General features: G+C 72.2%; 17 protein-coding genes and 2 pseudogenes. 12 read left to right on the top strand and 7 right to left on the bottom strand.

The features are described 5' to 3' along the window. Positions 1-257 precede the first annotated feature (257 nt). Complete coding sequence (locus ACIBSV_RS50190; protein ID WP_395874633.1) at positions 258-1,712, bottom strand: NCS2 family permease; 1,455 nt, start codon at positions 1,710-1,712, stop codon at positions 258-260. A gap of 176 nt (positions 1,713-1,888) precedes the next feature. Between ACIBSV_RS50190 and ACIBSV_RS50185 the strand changes: the two genes are divergently transcribed. Together ACIBSV_RS50185 and ACIBSV_RS50180 are read left to right on the top strand one after the other, a co-directional pair. Beyond that, positions 1,889-2,950, top strand: coding sequence for a hypothetical protein (locus tag ACIBSV_RS50185; RefSeq protein ID WP_395874631.1), 1,062 nt, complete (start codon positions 1,889-1,891; stop codon positions 2,948-2,950). Between the two features lie 170 nt (positions 2,951-3,120). After that, on the top strand, positions 3,121-5,451 hold the full coding sequence (locus ACIBSV_RS50180; RefSeq protein ID WP_395874629.1) for a cation-translocating P-type ATPase: 2,331 nt from the start codon (positions 3,121-3,123) through the stop codon (positions 5,449-5,451). Positions 5,452-5,541: 90 nt separating this feature from the next. Here the strand turns inward: ACIBSV_RS50180 and ACIBSV_RS50175 are convergent, their stop codons facing one another. Continuing rightward, positions 5,542-8,616 (bottom strand): sacsin N-terminal ATP-binding-like domain-containing protein, encoded by a 3,075-nt coding sequence (locus ACIBSV_RS50175; protein WP_395874627.1) that lies wholly within the window; start codon positions 8,614-8,616, stop codon positions 5,542-5,544. A gap of 213 nt (positions 8,617-8,829) precedes the next feature. On the opposite strand from ACIBSV_RS50175, the gene ACIBSV_RS50170 reads away from it, so the two are divergent. Then, positions 8,830-9,087 carry a hypothetical protein gene (locus ACIBSV_RS50170; protein WP_395874625.1) on the top strand — a complete coding sequence of 86 codons (258 nt, stop codon included), beginning with the start codon at positions 8,830-8,832 and terminating at the stop codon, positions 9,085-9,087. A 134-nt stretch (positions 9,088-9,221) separates the two neighbouring features. Here the strand turns inward: ACIBSV_RS50170 and ACIBSV_RS50165 are convergent, their stop codons facing one another. Continuing rightward, positions 9,222-10,073, bottom strand: coding sequence for a DUF3027 domain-containing protein (locus tag ACIBSV_RS50165; RefSeq protein WP_395874637.1), 852 nt, complete (start codon positions 10,071-10,073; stop codon positions 9,222-9,224). Between the two features lie 134 nt (positions 10,074-10,207). Between ACIBSV_RS50165 and ACIBSV_RS50160 the strand changes: the two genes are divergently transcribed. From ACIBSV_RS50160 to ACIBSV_RS50145, 4 genes are read left to right on the top strand one after another with little or no spacing between them, the layout of a single operon-like run. Continuing rightward, positions 10,208-11,788 carry an MFS transporter gene (locus tag ACIBSV_RS50160; RefSeq protein ID WP_395874623.1) on the top strand — a complete coding sequence of 527 codons (1,581 nt, stop codon included), beginning with the start codon at positions 10,208-10,210 and terminating at the stop codon, positions 11,786-11,788. A gap of 10 nt (positions 11,789-11,798) precedes the next feature. Then, on the top strand, positions 11,799-12,257 hold the full coding sequence (locus ACIBSV_RS50155; RefSeq protein ID WP_395874621.1) for a DUF2771 domain-containing protein: 459 nt from the start codon (positions 11,799-11,801) through the stop codon (positions 12,255-12,257). Between the two features lie 3 nt (positions 12,258-12,260). Next, a complete protein-coding gene (locus tag ACIBSV_RS50150; RefSeq protein WP_395874619.1) occupies positions 12,261-12,911 on the top strand; it encodes a futalosine hydrolase in 651 nt (216 codons plus the stop codon). Beyond that, positions 12,908-13,744 carry a 1,4-dihydroxy-6-naphthoate synthase gene (locus ACIBSV_RS50145; RefSeq protein ID WP_395874617.1) on the top strand — a complete coding sequence of 279 codons (837 nt, stop codon included), beginning with the start codon at positions 12,908-12,910 and terminating at the stop codon, positions 13,742-13,744. The genes ACIBSV_RS50150 and ACIBSV_RS50145 overlap by 4 nt, the downstream gene beginning before the upstream one ends. 370 nt (positions 13,745-14,114) lie before the next feature. On the opposite strand, the gene ACIBSV_RS50140 is transcribed toward ACIBSV_RS50145, so the two are convergent. Then, a complete protein-coding gene (locus tag ACIBSV_RS50140) occupies positions 14,115-14,498 on the bottom strand; it encodes a cold-shock protein (protein ID WP_020556830.1) in 384 nt (127 codons plus the stop codon). 203 nt (positions 14,499-14,701) lie between these two features. Between ACIBSV_RS50140 and ACIBSV_RS50135 the strand changes: the two genes are divergently transcribed. Beyond that, positions 14,702-14,938 carry a hypothetical protein gene (locus ACIBSV_RS50135; protein WP_395874615.1) on the top strand — a complete coding sequence of 79 codons (237 nt, stop codon included), beginning with the start codon at positions 14,702-14,704 and terminating at the stop codon, positions 14,936-14,938. 33 nt (positions 14,939-14,971) lie between these two features. On the opposite strand, the pseudogene ACIBSV_RS50130 reads toward ACIBSV_RS50135, so the two are convergent. Then, a pseudogene (locus ACIBSV_RS50130) lies at positions 14,972-15,733 on the bottom strand (hydrolase); the annotation flags it as partial. Between the two features lie 84 nt (positions 15,734-15,817). Continuing rightward, positions 15,818-16,375, bottom strand: a pseudogene (locus ACIBSV_RS50125) (HAD family hydrolase); the annotation flags it as partial. A 390-nt stretch (positions 16,376-16,765) separates the two neighbouring features. Here ACIBSV_RS50125 and ACIBSV_RS50120 point away from each other — a divergent pair. Next, a complete protein-coding gene (locus tag ACIBSV_RS50120; protein WP_395874613.1) occupies positions 16,766-16,975 on the top strand; it encodes a hypothetical protein in 210 nt (69 codons plus the stop codon). Between the two features lie 73 nt (positions 16,976-17,048). Further along, positions 17,049-17,675, top strand: a complete 627-nt coding sequence (locus ACIBSV_RS50115; RefSeq protein WP_395874611.1) for a VanZ family protein — start codon at positions 17,049-17,051, stop codon at positions 17,673-17,675. A gap of 29 nt (positions 17,676-17,704) precedes the next feature. On the opposite strand, the gene ACIBSV_RS50110 is transcribed toward ACIBSV_RS50115, so the two are convergent. Continuing rightward, entirely contained in the window at positions 17,705-19,351 is a 1,647-nt protein-coding gene (locus ACIBSV_RS50110) for a DNA repair helicase XPB (protein ID WP_395874609.1), read from the bottom strand. Between the two features lie 192 nt (positions 19,352-19,543). Between ACIBSV_RS50110 and ACIBSV_RS50105 the strand changes: the two genes are divergently transcribed. Beyond that, positions 19,544-20,530 (top strand): ABC transporter ATP-binding protein, encoded by a 987-nt coding sequence (locus ACIBSV_RS50105; protein WP_395874635.1) that lies wholly within the window; start codon positions 19,544-19,546, stop codon positions 20,528-20,530. Then, entirely contained in the window at positions 20,527-21,375 is an 849-nt protein-coding gene (locus ACIBSV_RS50100; protein WP_395874608.1) for a hypothetical protein, read from the top strand. Before ACIBSV_RS50105 ends, ACIBSV_RS50100 begins: the two co-directional genes overlap by 4 nt. The last annotated feature ends 187 nt before the right edge of the window (positions 21,376-21,562 follow it).

The raw sequence follows: 21,562 nt of genomic DNA, 5'->3' as shown, positions 1-21,562 counted from the left end.
CCCACGACCCCGGCCCACCGCCCCGCCGCCCCCACGACCCCCGCACACCGCCCCGCCGCCCCGCCGCCCCCACGACCCAGGCACACCGCCCCGCCGCCCCCACGACTCCCGCCCACCGCCCCCTGTCTCCACGACTCGGCCCCCGGCCCATCGCCCCCCACGCCTCAGGCCCCCAGACCCGTCTCCCCACCGCCCCACCCACACGCCCCCACACCCACCCCACACCCACCCCGCACCCCCACCCACCCCACGCCCCCCTACTTCACCCCCAACACCTGCTCAATCGGATCGATCGCGAAATGCACCACAAACAAAGCCGACACGATCCACAACAACACCGGGATCTCCCGAGCCTTGCCGACCGCGCTGCGCAGCACGACGTACAGGATGAAGCCCGCGCCGATCCCGGTGGTGATGCTGTACGTGAAGGGCATCAGCGCGATGGTCACGAACGCCGGGGCGGCGACCGTCATGTCGTCCCACTCGATGTGCCTGATCTGCGTCATCATCAGCGCGCCGACCACGACCAGCGCCGGGGTGGCGGCCTGCGCGGGCACCAGCTTCGCCAACGGCGTGAACAACAGCGCGAGCGCGAACAGGCCGCCGGTGACCAGGTTGGCGAGGCCGGTCCGGGCACCTTCGCCGACACCCGCCGAGGATTCGACGAAGACCGTGTTGGAGGACGCCGAGGCGCCGCCGCCGGCGATCGCACCGACCGACTCGACGGTGAGGATGCGGCCCAGGTTCGGCACCTTGCCCTGCTTGTCGAGCAGTCCGGCCTCGCGGCTGACCCCGATGATGGTGCCCATGCCGTCGAAGAAGTTCGACAGCAGCAGCGTGAAGATCAGCAGCGACGCGGTGATGAAGCCGACCCGGCCGAACGCGCCGAACAGGTCCACGTTGCCGATCAGCCCGAAGTCGGGCGTGTCCACGACGCCGTCCGCCTCGGGCGCGGTCAGCCCCCAGGCCGCCTTGTCCAGGCCGGCCGCCTGGTGCACGATCACCGCGAGCACGGTCGAGGCGACCATGCCGATCAGGATCGCGCCCGGCACCTTGCGCACCACGAGCACGAACGTGAGCACCAGGCCGAAGCAGAAGACCACGGCCGGCCAACCCTGCAGCGTGCCGCCGCTGCCCAGCGCGACCGGCACGGTGGAGTTCACCTTGTCCGGCACCCTGGTCACCACGCCCGCGCTGACCAGGCCGACCAGGGTCACGAACAGACCGATGCCGACCCCGATCGCCTGCTTGAGCACCAGCGGGATGGCGTTCATGATCGCCTCGCGCAGCCCGGTGGCGGCCAGGATCAACAGGCCGATGCCCTCCAGGACGACCAGGCCCATCGCCTCGTCCCAAGTGGTCTGCGGCGCGATCTGGAACGCGACCATCGCGTTGATGCCCAGTCCGGCGGCCAGCGCGAGCGGCATGTTGCCGATCAGGCCCATCAGGATGGTCATCACGGCGGCGACCAGAACGGTCGCTGTGACCAGTTGCGGCTGGGAGAGCTGCTGGTCGTACTTGTCGTGCGCGGAGCCGAGGATGATCGGGTTCAACACGACGATGTAGGCCATCGCGAAGAACGTGGCGAGCCCGCCGCGTATCTCGCGCAGCGGCGACGAGCCGCGCTCGGAGATCTTGAAGAAGCGGTCGAGGCCGCTCCTCGGCTTGTTGGGGGCCTGCGAATCGGTCGCGGTGGCGGCCTGGGGGGACATGCGGATCCTCGGAGCGTGGGAACGGGGAGTCAAGACACGCACACGGCACGTTGGGACCGGTACCGGGAGACCTGAAAAGGGTGCCAGACACCACAGCAAAAAAGGGAACCGGTCCCTCCGCTTGTTCGTCGGGACGCGCGCGGGGCCGATGTGGGCGGCCAAGTAGCCTAGGTTTCGTGAGCAGGCACGGGAGCGGGAAACGACGGCGCACCTCGCCGGATCCGGACGATACGGGCGCGACCCGCCCGGACGCGGCCTCGGGTCCCGTCCAGGACGCGTACGACGCGGGCTCTCACGGCAGCGGCGAATACACCGCCCACGACGCGCACGGCAGCGGCGAGTACACCGCCTACGGCCCGAGCCCGAGCGCGCACGGCAGCGGTGAATACCAGGCATACGACCCCAACCCGGCGGCCCACGGCAGCGGCGAATACGCGGCCTACGGCCCGGGCACGAGCCCTCACGGCAGCGGCGAATACACCGCCCTCGACGCGCACGGCAGCGGCGAATACACCGCCTACGACGCGAACGCCGGCGCGCACGGCAGCGGTGAATACCAGGCATACGACCCCAACCCGGCAGCCCACGGCAGCGGCGAATACGCGGCCTACGGCCCGGGCACGAGCCCTCACAGCAGCGGCGAATACACCGCCCACGACGCGCACGGCAGCGGCGAATACACCGCCTACGGAGCCGAGACCTACCCGCAGGCGAGCCACCCGCCGGCCGAGCACGAGTCCGGCGGCTACGCGGCGGTATCCCCGTCGGGCGAGTCCGGTGGCCACGCGGCGGTGTCCCCGCCGAGCGAACCCGACCCGTACTCCCCCGACCCGAACCGCGGCGCGAGCGCCTACGACCCGGCCCTGGACCCTGCCCTCGGTCCGGCCCTGCCGGACGGCCGGACCACCGGGTCCGCCGCGACCGCCGGCCGGCCGAAAGCAGACGAGCCGAAGGCGTCCGAGGCATCCGAGGCGTCGGCCGGGCCGCGCGCGGCCGAGGCCCCCGACCCGGACACCGGCATGCGCCCTCCGCCGCCTCCACACGAGGGCGACATCATCAAGCTCGTCGGCGTCGGCAGCCTGATCTGGTTCGCGCTGTTCGTGGCCGCGTGGCTGATGCGCGACACGCTCGAGGACGACGGCCGGGGCTGGTGGCCGTGGTGCGCGCTGGCCGGCTCGGGCCTGGGCCTGTTCGGACTCTGGTACTGCCGTCGACTGCAGAGCGCGCACGAGGACTGAGCCGGACGCCGCCCCGGCCCCACCCGGAGCCCGGCGACCACCCGGCGCCGTCCACTCTCACGAAAAGACGGATAGCCACAGAGCCAACAAAGCAAAGCGAACAACCTCGGAACGCCGACCACGGCACGAATAGCCACAGAATCCGACATTCACCAACGTAACGTCGGTACATGATCGAAGCCCCCGCCGTCCTCCCCGGGCTGACCACCGCCGAGGTCGCCGAACGCGTCGCGGACGGCCGCGTCAACGACGTCCCGACCCGGTCGAGCCGCAGCGCCTCGGCGATCGTCCGGGGCAACGTCCTCACCAGGTTCAACGCGATCATCGGCACCCTGTTCGTGGTGATCCTGATCGTCGGCCCGATCCAGGACGGCCTGTTCGGCCTGGTCATCGTCGCCAACACGGCGATCGGGATCATCCAGGAACTGCGCGCCAAGCGCACCCTGGACGCCCTGGCCGTGGTCGGCGAGGCCAAGCCGCGCGTACGCCGGGACGGGCACACCGCCGAACTGTCGGCACGCGAACTGGTCCTGGACGACGTGTGCGAACTGGGCGCGGGCGAACAGGTCCTGGTGGACGGCGTGGTGGTCGAGGCGGACGCGCTCGAACTCGACGAGTCGCTGCTCACCGGCGAGACCGACCCGGTCCACAAGAAGGTCGGCGACCAGGTGATGTCGGGCAGCTTCGTGGCCGCCGGCAACGGCGCCTTCCGGGCCGGCAAGGTCGGCCGCGACGCGTACGCGGCCCGGCTCGCCGAGGAGGCCGGGCGGTTCACCCTGGTCGACTCGGAGTTGCGCCGCGGGCTGGACCGGATCCTCACCTACGTGACCTGGTTGATGATCCCGGTGGGCATCCTGCTGATCATCAGCCAGTTGCGCACCGACGACGGCCTGCCCAACGCGCTGCGCGGCATGGTCGCGGGCCTGGTCACCATGGTCCCCGAGGGCCTGATGCTGCTCACCTCGGTCGCGTTCGCGGTCGGTGTGGTGCGTCTGGGGCGCAAGCAGTGCCTGGTCCAGGAGTTGCCCGCGATCGAGGGTCTGGCCCGGGTCGACGTGGTCTGCCTGGACAAGACCGGAACGCTCACCGAGGGCGGGATGGACGTGGCCGAGGTCCGCCCGCTCGACGACACGCTCCCGATCGACGCGGCCCTGGGGGCGCTGGGCGGCTCCGATCCGCGGCCGAACGCGAGTCTCCAGGCGATCGTGGACGCCTACCCCGCGCCGCCGGATTGGCCGGTCACCGACGTCGCCGCGTTCTCCTCGGCCCGCAAGTGGAGCGGCGCGAGCTTCGCGGACCACGGCACGTGGCTGCTCGGCGCGCCCGACGTACTGCTTGCCGAGGGCCACCCGGTGCTCGTACAGGTGGACGAACTGGGCGCGCGGGGGCTGCGGGTGCTCCTGCTGGCAACCGCGGACGCGTTGTCCGACGAGGCCGGCGGCCGGGCTCGGCCCGCGGCGCTGGTAGTGCTGCGGCAGCGGCTGCGCTCGGACGCCGCCGCGACGCTGCGCTACTTCGCGGGTCAGGACGTGGCGACCAAGGTGATCTCCGGCGACAACGCGCTCTCGGTCGGCGCGGTGGCCGCCGAGTTGGGCCTCGCAGGCGCCGAACACGCGGTGGACGCCCGCCGATTGCCCGAGGACCGGGCCGAACTCGGGCAGGCACTCGAGGACAACACCGTGTTCGGCCGGGTCACCCCGCAGCAGAAGCGGGCGATGGTCGCGGCCCTCCAGGCGCGCGGTCACACGGTCGCGATGACCGGCGACGGCGTCAACGACGTGCTCTCGCTCAAGGACGCCGACATCGGCGTCGCGATGGGCGCGGGCAGTGGCGCGAGCCGCGCGGTCGCGCAGATCGTGCTCCTGGACAACAGCTTCGCCACGCTGCCCTCGGTGGTGGCCGAGGGCCGCCGGGTGATCGGCAACATCGAGCGGGTCGCGAACCTGTTCCTGGTCAAGACCGTGTACGCGCTGCTGCTGTCCCTGCTCACCGGCGTCGCGAGCGTGGTCTTCCCGTTCCTGCCCCGCCATCTGACCCTGATCGGCTCGCTCACCATCGGCGTACCGGCCTTCTTCCTCGCCCTGGCCCCGAACGCCGAGCGGGCCCGACCGGGCTTCGTGCCGCGCGTGTTGCGCTTCGCGATCCCCGGCGGCGTGGTCGCCGCGGCGGCCACGTTCCTGACCTACTGGCTGGCCCGCCTCAACCACGGCTCGAGTCTCGACCAGGACCGCACCAGCGCGGTGATCACCCTGTTCCTGGTCGCGATCTGGATCCTGGCGATCGTCGCCCGCCCGTACACGTGGTGGCGGATCGCGCTGATCGCGGCGATGGGGGCGGCCTTCCTGATCGCGCTCTACGTCCCGTTCGTGGCCGACTTCTTCGCGCTGTATCCGCAGGACCAGGGCAACAACGGCACGGCGGTGGGCATCGCGCTGATCGGCGCGGCCCTGCTCGAACTGGGCTGGCGCGGCTCCGGCTGGGTGCGGCGCCAACATGCCTAGGCGTGTCCGCGAGCCGCCGTCGGGCGATCGAGGAAACGCTCCGGGACGCCCGGCGGTGAGGCCGGGCGTCCCGGAATGGTCGGGTCGCCCTCACACCCCGTCGAAGTCGCGTTCCGTGGCGAAGTGCGCGGCGTTCTCCGGGTGGGTGAGCAGTTGTTCGACCTCGAAGCGGCGGTGCCACTCCCCCGCCGCCCAGGCCAGGCCGCGGGCGACACCCTCGAACGTGGTGGCGTGCACCTGACCGTCGACGTAGCGCCAGTCCGCGTCGAGTTCGCTCTCGTTCGGGCCGGAGACGACCAGTTCCTCGTGCTCGAAGTACTCCTTGGGCGCGTCCGGCATCGCGGCCAGCACATCGTCGGGCACCTCGTGCCGGGTGCCCTCGGAGAGCACCTTGCCCGGGATCGTCTCGGACAGCAGCGGTACGTCGAGCAGGTCGGCCAGCGCCTCCGCGCGGTCCGGGCGGACCGGGAGCACCACGTGCGTGGCGTCGTCGGCGACCAGCGCCGCCAGGTCCGGCGCGTCGCCCACCAGTGCGTCCGCCACGTCGGCGACGGTCATCCGGCCGCCCGAGACGCCGCGCAGCTCGGTCGGCGCGGACAGCCGCTCCGGCGCGACGTCGGCGAGCGCGGTGTACAGCGCGCGAAGCTGATCGCGGGTCACGGGCCGCTCCGGGTCCGCCAGGCGCTCCAGGAGTTCGTCCGGGCCGTCCGGGTCGGTCAGCAGCGCCACAAGCGTCGTACGCACCCCCAGGGCGGTCAGGAAGACCGGGTCCAGGCTCGCCCGGACCTCGTCGTAGAGCCCGTGCAGCAGCCGATCCCCGTCGGCGGCGAGCAGACCCGCCGGACGCCGGCCGTCCAGCACCGGATGCCCGCGCAGCCACCACGCCGTGTACGAGGGCACCCGGGCCGTACCGCCGTCCGGCAACAGCACGTGCGCCGGCTCCGTCACCGCGGTGCGCAGCGGCGGCGTGGCGATCACCTCCAGCGCCTCGTCCCACGCGTCGTCGGCGACCAGGTCCAGATCGCGCACCGCGACGAAGGACGCCAGCACCGGCGGCACCCCCTGGTCCGGCATGTGGTCGAGCACGTCGTCGAGCCAGTCGTCCTCGGCGTCCAGGTCGTGGTCGCAGCCGTCGTGGTCGAGCACCACGTCGTCCTCCTGGACCAGGCCGAACGTGCCGAGCACGCCGACCGCCTCCAGCACGTCCTCGCCCCAGCGCTCGACCAGGTCCGGGTAGACGATGCCGAGCGCGTCCGGCTCGACCACCGCGGAGATCCGGCTGCCGGGCAACATCAGTTCGCCGGCCGGGACCGCGTCGCCGTCCACGTCCGGCAACAGCAGCGCGGACAACCACGGTTCGTCGCCGGGGCCGATCCGGGCGGCCCGGACCAGTTCCAGGATCGCGTCGGCGATGTCGTCGCCGTCCTCGCTCTCGGTCACCGCCGCGCGCACCGCGGGGTCGGCGAGCACCGCGCGCGGGGTGGCCCGGATCGCGCCGAGCCGCTCCAGCAGCGGGTGGGTCGCCTCGGGGTGCGCGACCCGCAGCCGGAGCACGTCCAACGCGGCCAGGTCCGGGCTGTCCGGGCAGGGCAGCAGGATCCCGCGCGGCCCGCGCACCACCCGCCCGTCCGCGAGCGGCACCGGCAGCGCGCCCAGCGCGTCCCGTGCGGCCGGGTCGAACGCGTCGTAGAGGTCGCGCCACCAGGCCGGCTCCCGGTCCATGCCGGCCAACTGGTCGACCACCTCGGCCAGCGGCAACCGGCGCACCCCCAGCACCCGCAGCGCCGCGCTGCGGTCCAGACCCGCGGGCAGCAACCCGGCCACCACCGGCGCCAGCGCGTCGACCAGGCCCGGGCCGGCGGTCTCGATCAGCACCGCGTCGCGTGGGCGCAGCAGGTCGCGGTCGCGCGCGGCGGTGCCGCGGTCGAGCAGCAGCGCGTCCGGGTCGTCCGGCTCGGCCTCGGAGGCGGGCGCGGCGGCGGGCAGGAACGCGGTGTCGGCGAGCCGGGTCAACACCCGGTGCCGCAGCAGCCCGTCCAGTTCGCCCTCGGCGGTCGGCCCGGGCACCAGGCTCAGGATGCCGGTGGTGGAGGTCGGCCAGGTGCCCAGCAGGGTGGCGTAGGTCTCCGCGGCCCGCTCGATCAGGAAGTCGCGCAGCGGGCCGGGCGCGGTGTGCCGGCGGGTCGGGTCCAGCGGGAAGGACGCGACGAGCAGCGCGGGCAGCCCCAGCGGCTCGTCCGTGGGCGTGGGGGCGTGCACCACGGGGCGCACGCCCGGTCGGCGCGGCTGATCGGCGGCGTCCAGCGGCACGGCCCACAGCACCGACCACGCGGCCCGGCGGCGCTCCTCGGTGGGCCGGTCGGCGAGCAGTTCGGGTTCGAGCGCGCCGCCGTCCTCGGCGACCCGCCAGCGGGTCTCCACCCCGTCGTCGCCGACCACGAGCGCGCCGCCGTCGGCGCGGCTGGTCAGCGTGCGCACGCCGTCCGGGGTCTCGATCACGATCTCGCCGATGCGGCGCAGCGTCAGCAACAGCGCGTCGTCGATCTCGGCGAGCAGCCGCGCGGTCAGGTCCACCGCGGCGCCGTCACGCAGCGGCAGTACGACGCAGGTGTCGTAGCCCTCGGGCGGGGTGCCCTCGGCCGGCATCGGCAGCCGCAGGACCGGCACGCCACCGTCGCGGCGGGCCAGTTCGTCGGTCAATCCGGCGTTGGCCCGGGCCCGTTCGGCGACCAGGTCGCGGGCCTCCTGCAGGGACCAGCGCACGCCGCCGGTGCGCGAGAGCACGCACGGCTCGTCGCTGACCGCGAGCACCGCGGCGAAGCCGACGCCGAACCGGCCGACCGCCTCGGGTCCGTCGTCGCGCTTGGCCGAGGCGCGCAGTGTGGACAGCGCCTCGACCCCCTGCGCGTGCAGCGGGTCGCCGGTGTTGGCCGCGACCAGGACGCCGTCGCGCAGGGTCAGCCGCAGCCGCCCCGGCACGTTCGCCCGAGCCGCGGCGTCGGCGGCGTTCTGCGCCAGTTCGACCACCAGGCGGTCGCGATAGCCGCCGAGGGCGAGTTCCTCCTCGGCGTTCGCGTCCTCCCGAAAACGCGCGGGCGACGCGACCCACGCGTCCAGTACGGCTCGCCGAAGCGAAGCGGTGCCAAAGCGGTCCTCGATGCCCATGCCGTGCGCCGTCCCTCGTTCGCGGATGTGGCCGGAACCCTATTGCGTTTCCGGGCACGCGGCTTCCCGGCGATCCCACGGTGCGGACGGCGGTGGATCAAGTCACACAAAATCCACACATTCGACCGGCCGCAAACCCCTGGCGAGAGCGGAGCGTTCGGATGTAGACACAACGGGTGGGGAAACCCCACTCGGCTACGGAAGGGGAGAAACGTGGCTACCTACCGCACACAGATCCAATGGGGCGGCGCGGACGCGGCCTGGCACGACGACGCGGACCTCGCGATCGTCGTGCAGAGTCGCAACGCCGTGGTGCCGGACAAGGCCCGCCCCGCGACGGGCACCCAGCTCTCCTGGTCCGGCCCGCAGGGCAACGCGACCATCACCTTCTTCGACGACGGCGCGCGTTTCCAGGGCTCCGCGCAGTTCCCGGGCGAGGGCCCGGTCGGCTTCCGGGGCCAGGCACGCTAGACCCGGACCCGAAACGACCCGAAGCCGCCACCGGATCGGTGGCGGCTTCGGCCGGTCGGGCGGGTCGGGTGATTCGGACGGGTCGACGAAGTCGGGCGTGTCGCCCGACGTCGTGGGCACGTGTGCGTGATCGATCAGGAGTGGCCCAGTTGGTCCTCGCCGGGCTGCAAGGTGTCCTCGTCCACCGAGCTCTCGACCGGGCGGATCCGCACGGTCTCGATCCGGTACTCGTCCAGGGACAGTTCGGCGGCCGGCGTCGCGGCGGGCATGACCGCCGCTTCCGAATGACCACCGCAGCCGTAGGCGAGCGAGACCATCCGGCCGTCGGCGGGCGAGTACTCGTTGGCGCACACTCCGAACGCCTGCCCGAGCGGGCCGCCGACCTTGACCAGGAATCCACAACTCGTGCAGTGCGCCGGGGCGGCCTGGGCCATCGGCGTGGCTCGGCCGAAGTGCTCGTCCCAGCGGTCTGCGGCCAGGTCGCGGCCGACCGGCGACAGGACGCGCACGCGCCCTTGTCCCAGTTCGTACGCGACCGCCTTGGGACCGAGCGCGATCGGCTCGGTCAATTCCTCCTCTGTCTCGTCCGCTCCGGTGTAACCGAATTCGAGACGGGGGTCGTCGGCGTCGGTGGGCAACAGGTCGCCCACGCCGAGGTCGCCGGGACGAAGGCGCTCGTTCCACGGCACCCAGGCAGGCGCGAGCAGCGCCTCGGGTCCCGGGACGAGGACGGTTTCGTCCACGGTCACCAGCTTGGCGCGGGGCGCACGGGCAACGGTCACCGCCCAGCGCCAGCCGTGATAGGCGGACTCGCGGCACGCGAACAGGTGGGTGACCAGGCGATCACCATCCACCTGAACACCCAGATGCTCGCCGACGGAGTCCTGACCTGCGGCTTCCTCGGCGGCAGCGAAGGCAAGATCAACCGCCTCGGCGCAGAGGCGGTCCGGGGTTCGACTACGGGTCGCGGCACTCACGAGAGTGATTCTCTCTCACGCGTCGAAGGTCTCCACCGCCGATACCCTCAAAACACGTCCGATTCCCGAACGGGCGCGCGGAGCGAGCCCTTCCTGGCGTGTCGCGACCGCATCAACCGAGGGAGCGAGGGCAGGATCCCGGCGTGGCAGCCTCCAAGACCACCACCGCATCACGGCGCACCATTCGTGCGCCTGGCTCGACCCGTGGGTCGTACGCCAAGAACCGAGGTCCGGCGCGTCGCGCGCTGGGCTGGTTCGGCGGACTCTTCACCGGCGGCTTCGGCAAACTACGCGGCGCGGCCCGGGCCAAGGGGGCCGGTGAAAGCGGCCTCGCCAAGCTGATCGAGCTGCATCTGATCAACAACGCGGGCGACGCGCTGGTGACCATGGCCCTGGCCACGACCGTGTTCTTCTCGGTGCCCACCGGCGAGGCGCGCGACCGGGTCGCGATGTACCTGCTGATCACTCTCGCGCCGTTCGCGCTGCTGGCCCCGGTGCTGGGTCCGATCCTGGACCGGATGCGCCGCGGTCGCCGCGTCGCGATGGCGGTGGCGATGCTGGTCCGGGTGGGGCTGTGCTGGCTGATGGCCGGCTCGGTGAACAACGGTGGGCTCGAGTTGTATCCGGCCGCGTTCGGCGTCCTGGTCTCCTCGAAGGTGTACGGGGTCAGCCGCAGCGCGGTGGTGCCCCGGCTGCAACCGCGTTCGGTCTCGCTGGTCAAGGCGAACTCGCGGATCACCATGTTCGGCCTGATCGGCACCATGGGCGCGGCACCCGTCGCGGGCGGCCTCAAGTACGCGTTCGGCACACCCGGGATCCTGTACGGCGCGTGTGTCGTGTTCACCTTCGGCGCGATCCTGGCACTCACCCTGCCCGCCAAGGTCGACTCGGCCGAGGGCGAGGACCGGGCCTCCTTCACCGCCGAGGCGCCCGGCGTCGAGCACAAGCGCAAGGTGTCGCTGACCAAGTTGCGGGCGGGGCGGGACGGGGGCACGACCGAGACGGTGCCCGAGTCCGGGATCGAGGAGTCGCTCGAGGGGTCGGTCGAGGGCGGGCCGGGTGTGCGCGGCGAGCGCGAGAGCGGCCGCAAGCCGGTCCGGGTCAAGACCTCGCGACGGCTGCGCAGCGTGGGCCCGTCCGTGGTCCAGGCACTGTGGGCGAACGCGGCGATGCGCGGCTTCTCCGGCTTCCTGATCATGTTCCTCGGCTTCCTGATGCGACAGCACCCGGTGGCCGACCTGTCCGCGACCCAGGCCACCATCGCGGTGGTGGTCGCCGCCGCCGTCGGCAACGCGGTCGGCACCGCGCTCGGGGCCTGGCTCAAGTCCCGTGCACCGGAGGCGATCATCGTCGGCGTACTGCTGATGTCCGCGTCCTGCGCGGCCTGGGCGGCGGTGATGTACAGCCTGGTCACCGTGCTCTCGGTGGCGGCCGTGGCCGGTCTCGCGCAGGCACTGGGCAAGCTCTCGCTGGACGCGATGATCCAGCGCGACATCCCCGAGGAGGTGCGCACGTCGGCCTTCGCCCGGACCGAGACCGCTCTCCAGGTGGCGTGGGTGATCGGCGGCGGCATCGGCATCGCGCTGCCCCTGAACGGCACGCTGGGGATGAGCGTGGCGGCCGGCGTGCTCACGCTGGCGCTGGTGGTCGTGGGCCGCAAACTGACGACTCGCCGGGCGCGTCGCAAGCGGTCCCCCGGCATCCGGCTGCGGGCCGCCCGGTAATCTTCCGATCATGAAGACTCGCCGCCCTGCCGCGCTCGCCGGCGCCGCCGTCCTGGGCGCGCTCGCCCTGACGGGTTGCAACATCGACAAGCCCACCCCGTTGGTGACCCTGGTCAGCGGGACCACGTCGGTTCACTCCGAGGCCGAGTGCTACAAGGAGAACGGCACGCTCGCGGAGACGAAGGTCGAGGGCTGCCTGAACGAGACCAAGGTCAAGAAGATCTCGGTCTCCGAGGGCGGTGCCTTCTCGGTCGGCGTGGACCAGAAGATCGCCGACGCCGGTTGGCTGCTCCTGGTGAACGGCAAGCAGCAGTCGTCCACCCCGATCAAGTCCACGTACTTCTCGGGCCTTCGGCTGAACTACGGCGCGCCGGAGAAGGACAGCGAGCCGCTGATCGTGCAGGTCGTGCAGCCGGACGGCAAGCAGGGTTACCGCGGCATCTGGGCCTTCAAGGTCGAGAAGAAGTAGCCCTTGCCCATCCTGGTGATCACCGCGGTGGCCGCCGAGCGCGACGCCGTGCTCGGCGGTTCGCGTTCGTGGCGGATACCCGGTCCCGACGTGCTCGCCGTCGGCGCGGGTCCGGCCGCCTCGGCCGCCGGAACCGCCGCGGCACTCGCCCGCGGCTCCTACGACCTGGTGATCAACGCCGGTATCGGGGGCGGCTTCGCGGGTGTCGCGCCGGTCGGCTCGACGGTGCTGGCCACCCGCGTGGTGGCGGCCGATCTGGGCGCGCAGACCGCCGACGGGTTCGTGCCGATCGAGGAACTGGGCTTCGGGACGAGCGCGTTCGAGGCCGACCCGGGTCTTCTCGCCCGCGTGGGCGACGCGTTGCGGGTGGCCGACATCCCGCTCGCCACCGGACCCGCGCTCACCGTGTCCACGGTCACCGGCACCGCCGCGCGTGCCGCCGAGCTGGCCGAGCGCCATCCGGGTGCCGCGGTCGAGGGCATGGAGGGCTTCGGAGTGGCCACCGCCGCCGCCGCGTTCGCCGTGCCGATGCTCGAACTGCGCACCGTCTCCAACGCCGTGGGTCCGCGCGACCGCGCGGCGTGGCGCATCCCCGACGCGCTGCGCGCACTCACCGCGGCCTTCGCCGCGCTCGAAGGGAGCCCGACGCCATGACCCTGTCGCTGGCCTACTCGCCGTGCCCGAACGACACGTTCGTCTTCCACGCGTGGACGCACGGGCTGCTTCCGGACGCGCCGCCCGTGGACGTGCGCTACGCCGACATCGACATCACCAACGGCCTGGCCGAGCGCGGTGAACTGGACCTGCTCAAGGTGTCCTACGCCGCGCTGCCGTGGGTCCTGGACGAGTACGCGCTGCTGCCCTGCGGCGGCGCGCTCGGCCGGGGCTGCGGCCCGCTGGTGCTGAGCCTGGGCGCGAGCACGCCGGCGGCGCTGGCGGGCAAGGTGGTCGCGGTACCGAGCGAACGCTCCACCGCCTACCTGCTGTTCCGGCTGTGGGCGGCGGGCAACGTGCCCGGTGGGGTCGGCGAGATCCGGGTGTTGCCGTTCGCCGAGATCATGCCCGCGGTGCGCGACGGCGTCGTGGACGCGGGCCTGGTCATCCACGAGGCGCGCTTCACCTACGCGCGCTACGGCCTGACCTGCCTGGCCGACATGGGCGACTGGTGGGAGTCGGACACCGGCCTGCCGATCCCGCTCGGCGCGATCATCGCCAAGCGCTCGCTGGACCTGCCCGCGCTGGCCGCGGCGGCTCGCGCCTCGGTCGAACACGCGTGGGCAAACCCGGCCGCGTCGCGCGCCTACGTCCTGGAACATGCCCAGGAGATGGACCCGGCGGTCGCCGACCAACACATCGCCCTGTATGTCAACGAGTTCACCCGCGACCTGGGCGACGCCGGCCACGCCGCGGTCACCCACCTCCTCACTCGCGCCGCCGCCGAAAACCTGGTCCCCGCCATCCCGGCAAGCGCCCTCGCATTCCCCTAGACACCGGCCGCACCGGACGGGCTCTCGAGCCCGCCCGGCACAATCCAGCCCATCCGGCGCCCGATGACAACGCAGCCCTCGGCGAGACCAACCCGCGCCCGGGTACGCAACCCCATCAGCCGGTCGGGCGCTCGAGGACAACCCAGGTCTCGGCGGCACCAACGCCACACGGGAACCCAACCCACCCAGCCCGTCCGGCGCCTGAGGACAACCCAGGCTCGGCAAGACCAACGCCACACGGAAACACAACCCACTCAGCCCGTCCGGCGCCTGAGGACCAACTCAGCCCGTCCGGCGCTTGAGGACACCGCTCAGGCGGCCAGGCCGAGCAACCCGCCGCATCGCGCAACAACGCGTCGGGTGAAACCCGTCACGTGTCCAACTCGTCGGCGACCGCCCGCAGGAGTTCGGCGACCTTCGTGGTCGCGCGCTTGTCGGGGTAGCGCCCGCGCTCGAGCGTCTTGTCGACGCCTTCGAGGACCTTGAGCAGGTCCTGGATGATCGAACTCATCTCGTCGGGCTTCTTGCGGCTCGCGGCGACGACGGAGGGGCGCGGGTCCAGGACGCGGAGCGAGAGGGCCTGTTCGCCCCGTCGCCCCTCGACGATGCCGAACTCGACCCGGGTGCCCGGCTTGAGCGTGTCCAGGCCCTGCGGCAGCGCCGACGCGTGCACGAACACGTCGCCCCCGTCGTCCCGGGACAAAAACCCGAAGCCCTTCTCGGTGTCGAACCACTTGACCTTGCCGGTGGGCACGGGAGACCTCGATCGTGTCGGGACGGCTTCGTCGGGACTTTTACGAGCATTTACCAGGCTGGGTGGGGCGCACACATCGAATCCGAGCAGGAACGCGTAGTGACCCCGTTCACTCGACCAGGCTAATGGTCGCGTTCTCGGCCGGACATGGGGATCCCGCCCCGGGCGCGTCCGGGGCGGAACGGGGCATCTACCCTGGGCGTGTGTACAACGCATCCGCAGGCCCCGGCGATCGGCTCGTCCGCATCGGCGCGGTGCTCTTCGCCATCGGAACGCTCGCCACGCTCGCCACCGTCACGCCGCTGCTGATCGGCGCCGACGCGCTGCCGACGGCGGTCTACCTGGTCAGCGCGCTGATGCCGGTCGGCTTCGCGCTGGCCGGCGCCGGGCTGTTCAAATCGGCCCGCAGCAGGCGTCGACCGGTGCCCAAGACCCTCTGACGCCGGTCCGCCCCGGCGCGCCCAGGGCGTGTCTCAGCGGTACGACTCCGGGTCCACCAGGAGTTCGTTCATCGCGCCCTCGCGGTAGCCGAGCGGATCCACCTCGACGCTCGCGAAGCCGGCCTCGCGCACCGCGGCCAGGGCCGGCGCGTGGCCGTCCACGACGGCGCTCAGCGGGCCGTCCACCTCGATCCGCGCGGACTGCCCCAGATCGCGCACCCGCAGGTTGCGGACCGCGATCCCGTCCCGGACCAGCACCGCGCGCAACGCGGTCTCCGCGCGTTCGACCCGGGCCAGCCGGGCCGGGGTGATCGCCACGCCATAGGCGACACGGCTGGACAGACAGGCCGCGGCCGGCTTGTCCCAGGTCGGCAATCCCCAGGTCCGGCTGATCGCCCGCACCTGGGCCTTGGTCAGGCCCGCGTCGCACAGCGGGGTGACCGCGCCGGCCTCGGCCGCCGCGGCGATCCCGGGCCGAAAGCCCGCGCGCACGTCGTCCGCGTTGGTTCCGGTGGCCAGGTGGGCCATCCCCGCCGCGCGCGCCACCGGCCCGAGCACCGCCATCAACTCCGTCTTGCAGAACCGGCATCGATCGCCGCCGTTCGCGCGGTAGCCCTCGCGGGCCATCTCGTCGCTGGGCACCAGTTCGTGCCGCACCCCCAGTCGGGCCGCGAAGGCCCGCGCGGCGTCGCGTTCGGCGGCCGGCAGGCTCGACGACTCGGTGGTCAGCGCGAGCACGTGGTGGACGCCCAGCGTGCGCACCGCCGCGGCGAGCAGGAAGGCCGAGTCCGCGCCGCCGGAGAACGCCACCGCGACGCTGCCCAGTTCGCGCAGCCGCTCGCGCAGGTCCGCGAGCCGCAGGTCGGCGACGTGCCCGTCCAGCCACGCGGGAAACTCGGTCAGGTCGTCGAGCACGACGTCGGCCCCGGCGGCGCGCAGGTCCGCAGCGGAGATCGGGCCGGTGGCCACGCCGACCGCGATCGCGCCCGCCGCGCGCGCCCCGATCAGATCGCCGAGGTGGTCGCCCACGTACACGCTCGCCCCCGACGCGCGTAGTGCGCCGCCCTTCTGCTCGCCCCACAGGTCACCGACCAAGTGGTCCACGGCCAGGTCCAGATGGTCCAGGTGCAGGCGCGCGTTGGGCTCGTGCTTGCCGGTCACCACCATCGTGCGGCCGCCGTGTCGATGCACTGCGGCGAGCGCCTCACGGGCACCGGGCAGCACGTCCGTACCGGGCACGGCGTGTTGGGGGTAGATCTCGCGGTAGCGCGCGGCGACGCCGGTGATCTCGGCGGCCGGGAACCAGTTCGCGACCTCGGTCTCCAGTGGTGGCCCCAGTCGGGAGACGACCAGCGCGATGTCGATCGGGACGCCGGTCTCCTCAGCGAGCACGGACCACGCCGCCCCGATGCCGGGACGGGAATCGACGAGCGTCATGTCCAGGTCGAAACCAACTACGAGGGCATTCACCCGTTCAGCCTACGACGAGGCACGTTGCGTGCCGATGTCCGATTGCGTGCGTTGCCGTGAACAGGGCCATCCTTGATCGTTTCCGGTTCGTGGCGTCAAGGGCGCATTCGAGGCGAGAGCGCGACCGCCGGGGGCTCGCTCCCGGCGCACGCCATCCCCCACGCCGATCCGACCCGCGCCGGCCACGGCGATCGGGCCCTCGCCCCGACCCCGTCCCGGTCCCGGGTGTCGGCCGACCCCGATCCTCCGGGTCCGCCGCTCGGTCCACCCCTAGGGGACGGTCATCCGCGAGAGGTACCGAGGCGGGCGCCCTGGTGCTGACGCACCCGTTGTGTCGGTCCACGTAGCGTCGAGGACATGAGCACGATGACGCATCTCCCCGCCCCTCGACCACTGCGGATGCCGGCCCTGCGCGGCTCCTCCCCCGCCGAGATCGCCTTCCCCGAACTGGTGCGCGCCCGGCTGCGCCGGCCCGCCCACATCACCGCGACGATCGCGCGCGGCACATGGGTGTTCACCAGTACCGCCGTCCAGGTCACCCTGCTCGGTCGGCACGCCGTGCCGTGACCCCGCATGGTCCGGGGCCCCGTGGGCAGACGCCCGCTCAGGGCAGCCGAACCGACAATCGGGGGTGGATACGGTGGACACGCCCGGCGCGAAAACCGCGAAACGCACGGCCGCGAAACGCACCACCACCAAGCGCACGCCCACGAAACGCAAGGCCGCCGACGTCGCCGACCCGCGTCCCGCTCCCGCCCGCTCGCGCGGCGCCCGCGTGCTGCGCGGCATCGCAATCGGGCTCGGCGCACTGGCCCTGGTCGCGTTCGCGCTGGTGCTGGCCCGGGTGACGTTCACCCCGCAGCCCGATTCGCAGGACCTGGTCACTGGCAACACCGATCCAGGCGACTCGATTCGCTCCTACCTGGACCGCCCCGAAGTCCGGGACGCGGTCCGGCAGATCGGCGGCAACCTGGTGCTGTGCGCGCCGCTGGGCGTACTGCTCCCGGTGGTCACCGCCCGGCTGCGCGGCCCACTTCGGATCCTGCTCACCGTCGGCGCGCTGATGCTCGTCGTCGAGGCGGTCCAGGGGCTGTTCGTGGTCGGCCGGGCGTTCGACATCGACGACGTGATCCTGAACGCGACCGGCGCGTTCCTCGCCTACATATTCCTGGGCCGGCACCTGGCCGCCCGCGTCCACCCCCGCCGCACACCGTTTTGGCGGCGGGAGCGGACCGCGAAGACGCCCGAAGGGCGCCCGAGCCACTGATCGAACGTCCCCCGGACCGAACGCCCCGGCTACCTCTGCTTGTCCAGGTCGTCGGAGTCGACGATCCGGTACGCGTAACCCTGTTCCGCGAGGAAACGTTGCCGATGCGCCGCGAAGTCCTGGTCGATGGTGTCCCGCGCGACGACCGAGTAGAAGCGCGCACCCCGGCCGTCCGCCTTGGGTCGCAACACCCGCCCGAGTCGCTGGGCCTCCTCCTGCCGCGACCCGAACGAACCGGACACCTGGATGGCCACCGTCGCGTCCGGCAGGTCGATCGAGAAGTTCGCCACCTTGCTGACCACGAGCGCCTGCACCGCGCCGGTGCGGAACGCGTCGAACAACCGCTCGCGCTCCTTGTTGGTGGTCTCGCCCTTGATCACCGGCGCGTTCAACACCTCGCCCAGCTCGTCGAGTTGGTCGATGTACTGGCCGATGACCAGGGTCTGTTCACCACGGTGCCGCTCGACCAGGTCCTTGACCACGCGCGTCTTGCTGGCGGTGGTCGCGCAGAAGCGATAGCGCTCCTCGGGCTCGGCGGTCGCGTAGGCCAGCCGTTCGGTCTCTGTCAATGTCACCCGAACCTCGACGCAGTCGGCCGGCGCGATGTATCCCTGGTTCTCGATCTCCTTCCACGGCGCGTCGTAGCGCTTGGGGCCGATCAGCGAGAACACGTCGCCCTCGCGGCCGTCCTCGCGTACCAGCGTCGCGGTCAGGCCCAGTCGACGCCGAGCCTGCAGGTCGGCGGTGAACCGGAAGATGGGGGCGGGCAACAGGTGGACCTCGTCGTACACGATCAGGCCCCAGTCCCTGGAGTCGAACAGCTCCAGGTGCGGGTAGACGCCCTTTCGGCGCGTGGTCACCACCTGGTAGGTCGCGATGGTGACCGGCCGGATCTCCTTGCGGGTACCGCTGTACTCGCCGATCTCGTCCTCGGTCAGCGACGTGCGCTTGACCAACTCGGACTTCCACTGGCGGGCCGAGACCGTATTGGTGACCAGGATCAGCGTGGTCGCCTTCGCGGTCGCCATCGCCGCCGCGCCCACCAGCGTCTTGCCCGCGCCACACGGCAGCACGACCACACCCGAGCCGCCGTGCCAGAAGCCCTCGACCGCCTCCTGCTGGTACGGCCGCAACTGCCAGCCGTCCTCGGCCAGGTCGATCGTGTGCGCCTCGCCGTCCACGTAGCCCGCGAAGTCCTCGGCGGGCCAGCCGAGCTTGAGCAGCACCTGCTTGATCTGCCCGCGCTCGGAGGGGTGCACCACCACGGTGTCCGGGTCCACTCGGGTGCCGACCAGTGGAATCATCTTCTTGCTGCGCAGCACCTCCTCGAGCACCGCGCGGTCGGTGGTGGTCAGCACGAGGCCGTGGGTGGGGTGCTTGGACAGTTGGAGCCGGCCGTAGCGGCCCATCGTCTCCGCGACGTCCACGAGCAGCGCGTTGGGCACCGGGTAGCGCGAGTAGCGCAGCAGTACGTCCACGACCTGCTCGGCGTCGTGGCCTGCGGCGCGCGCGTTCCACAGGCCCAGCGGGGTCAGCCGATAGGTGTGCACGTGCTCCGGGGCGCGCTCGAGCTCGGCGAACGGCGCGATGGCCCGGCGGCAGTCGGCGGAGGCCTCGTGCCCGACCTCGAGGAGCAGGGTTTTGTCGGACTGGACGATCAGCGGGCCATCGGGCACGGGCCAACCTTTCCGCAAGGAGGAGGGGACGGGACCAACAAGTGTCAACCATCCGCTCGGCGGCCGTGTTCCGAAAACCGTTTGTCATCGGCGGGAGCAGGCATTAGGGACCGTACTGCCCAGGGAGGAGCGCCAGACCCATCCTTACGGAGGAACACACAAACCGGCCGGCCTACCTACCCTGGATACTTGATGGCGCAACAAACGTCGTCGGCCTCCGACGATCGGGTTCCCCGTCCCGATCGCACCGCCGCCGAGACCCCCGAGCACACCGGCGAACCCATGGGTCCCGCCGTGTCCACCCGTGCCCTGACCCGGGACTACGGCGGCGGCACCGGGATCTTCGGCATAGACCTGAAGGTGCCGCGCGGTTGCGTATACGGCCTGGTGGGACCCAACGGCGCGGGCAAGACCACGCTGTTGTCGATCATGGGCGGCACCCGGCGGGCGGATTCCGGCGAGGTGGTCTTCGGCGTCGATCGACGCCGCGTCGCGGTGTCCACGGACGTGCCCGAATTCGAGCCCTGGCTGACCGCGTCCGAGGTGGTCGAACTGGCCGGAAACCTCGTCGACCGTCGGCTGCCCCGGGAGAAGGTCAAGGTCGCCCTGCATCGCACCGGCCTGTCCGCGTGCGGCGACCGCAAGGCCGGCTCGCTCTCGCGCGGCATGACGCTGCGCCTGGGCCTGGCCGCCGCGCTGGTGGCCGACCCCGAACTGCTGATCCTGGACGAGCCCACCTCCGCGCTGGACCCGCGCGGTCGGGCGGACGTGCTCGACCTGGTGGCGAGCCTGCGCGAGCACACCACGGTCGTCTTCTCCAGCCACATCCTGGCCGACGTACAGCGGGTCTGCGATCACGTGGGCGTGGTGCGCGCGGGCCGGCTGCTCTACCAGGGGCCGACCGCCGAACTGGTGGACACGCACATGCGGCCGAGCTGGCTGGTCCGGGTGCGCGGTGGCGGCACCGACCTGTTGCGCGCGTTCGCCGCGGAGAGCTGGGTCGCGCGCGTGTCGTCGCTGCGGCCGGGGCTGTTCCGGGTGGAGGCACGGTCGCTGGAGGCCGGTGAGCGGCACCTCGCCGAGGTGCTCAGCCGCAGCACGGCCCGGTTGGTGTCGGTCGCGCCGGAGGAGTCGGACCTGGAGGCGGCATTCCTGTCCATCACCGGCGGTCCGCGATGACCCGATCCGGCGCCGTTCAGGCGCCCGCGTCGACGTCGGCCGGCCCGCCCGCGGTGGTGGCCGACGCGGCGCGGGTGCTCCCGCGCGGGCCGCGCCGACTGGGGCTGTGGCGCCTGGAGTGGCTGCGGCTGGTGCGCACCAAACGATTGTTGCTGCTCCTGGTCGCCTATCCGGGCGTGGGCCTGATCGGCCCGGTCTTCGCCAAGCACCGTGATCGCATCGTCGAGGCCCTGCACATCGACGCGGTGGCACCGGTGGGCGGGATGCGGGCGGACAGCGGGATGGCGGTGTACACCTACGCCGCCGGCCAGATCGGCATCCTGGTCGGCCTCGCGCTGATGGCGAGCGCGCTCGCGGTCGACCATCGACCGGGTCTGGCCGCGTTCCATCGCACCCGGGTGCGGCGACGTCGCGATCTGGTGGTGCCGCGGTACACGGTGACCACGGCGGCGGTCTCTTTGGCCTACCTGATGGGCAACCTGATCGCCTGGGCCCAGGTGCACTGGATGTTCGGCCCGCTGCCGGCGAAGGCCGTCTTCTACGGGTCCTTCTACGGGATCGTGGGCGTCGTGCTGGAGGTGAGCGTGGTCGCCGCGATGGCGGCGTTCCTGCGCCGTCCCGTGGCGATCTTCGGCGGGTCCCTGGTCGCGTTCGTGCTGATGCCGGTCGCGGCGCTGTGGCGCCCGTTGCAGCACTGGTTGCCGAGCCAGCTCTTCAACTGCCAGGTCGACCTGCTGCGCGGGCACACTCCCGGCGAGTACGTCGACAACCTGGTGGTCGCCGTGGTCCTGTCCGCGCTGAGCGTGTGGCTCGCGGTTTGGCGGATCGGGCGCCGGGAGATGTGAGTCGGGCGGTGCCGGGCGGTGCCGGGCGGCTGCGTCGACGGCTCGCGTGGGGGTGGGTCGCGTGGGGGTGGGTCGCGGGTGGGTGGGTCGTGGGTGGGTGGGTCGTGGGCGGGTGGGTCGTGGGCGGGTGAGTCGTGGGCGGGCCGGGGCGTGGCGGGCCGGAGTCGTGGCGGGCCGGAGTCGTGGC

Origin of the sequence: Embleya sp. NPDC050154, from assembly GCF_044460165.1 — a bacterium.
Classification (GTDB): domain Bacteria; phylum Actinomycetota; class Actinomycetes; order Streptomycetales; family Streptomycetaceae; genus Embleya.
The sequence above is the reverse complement of the archived record's forward strand: the minus strand, read 5'-3'. Positions and strand labels throughout refer to the sequence as shown.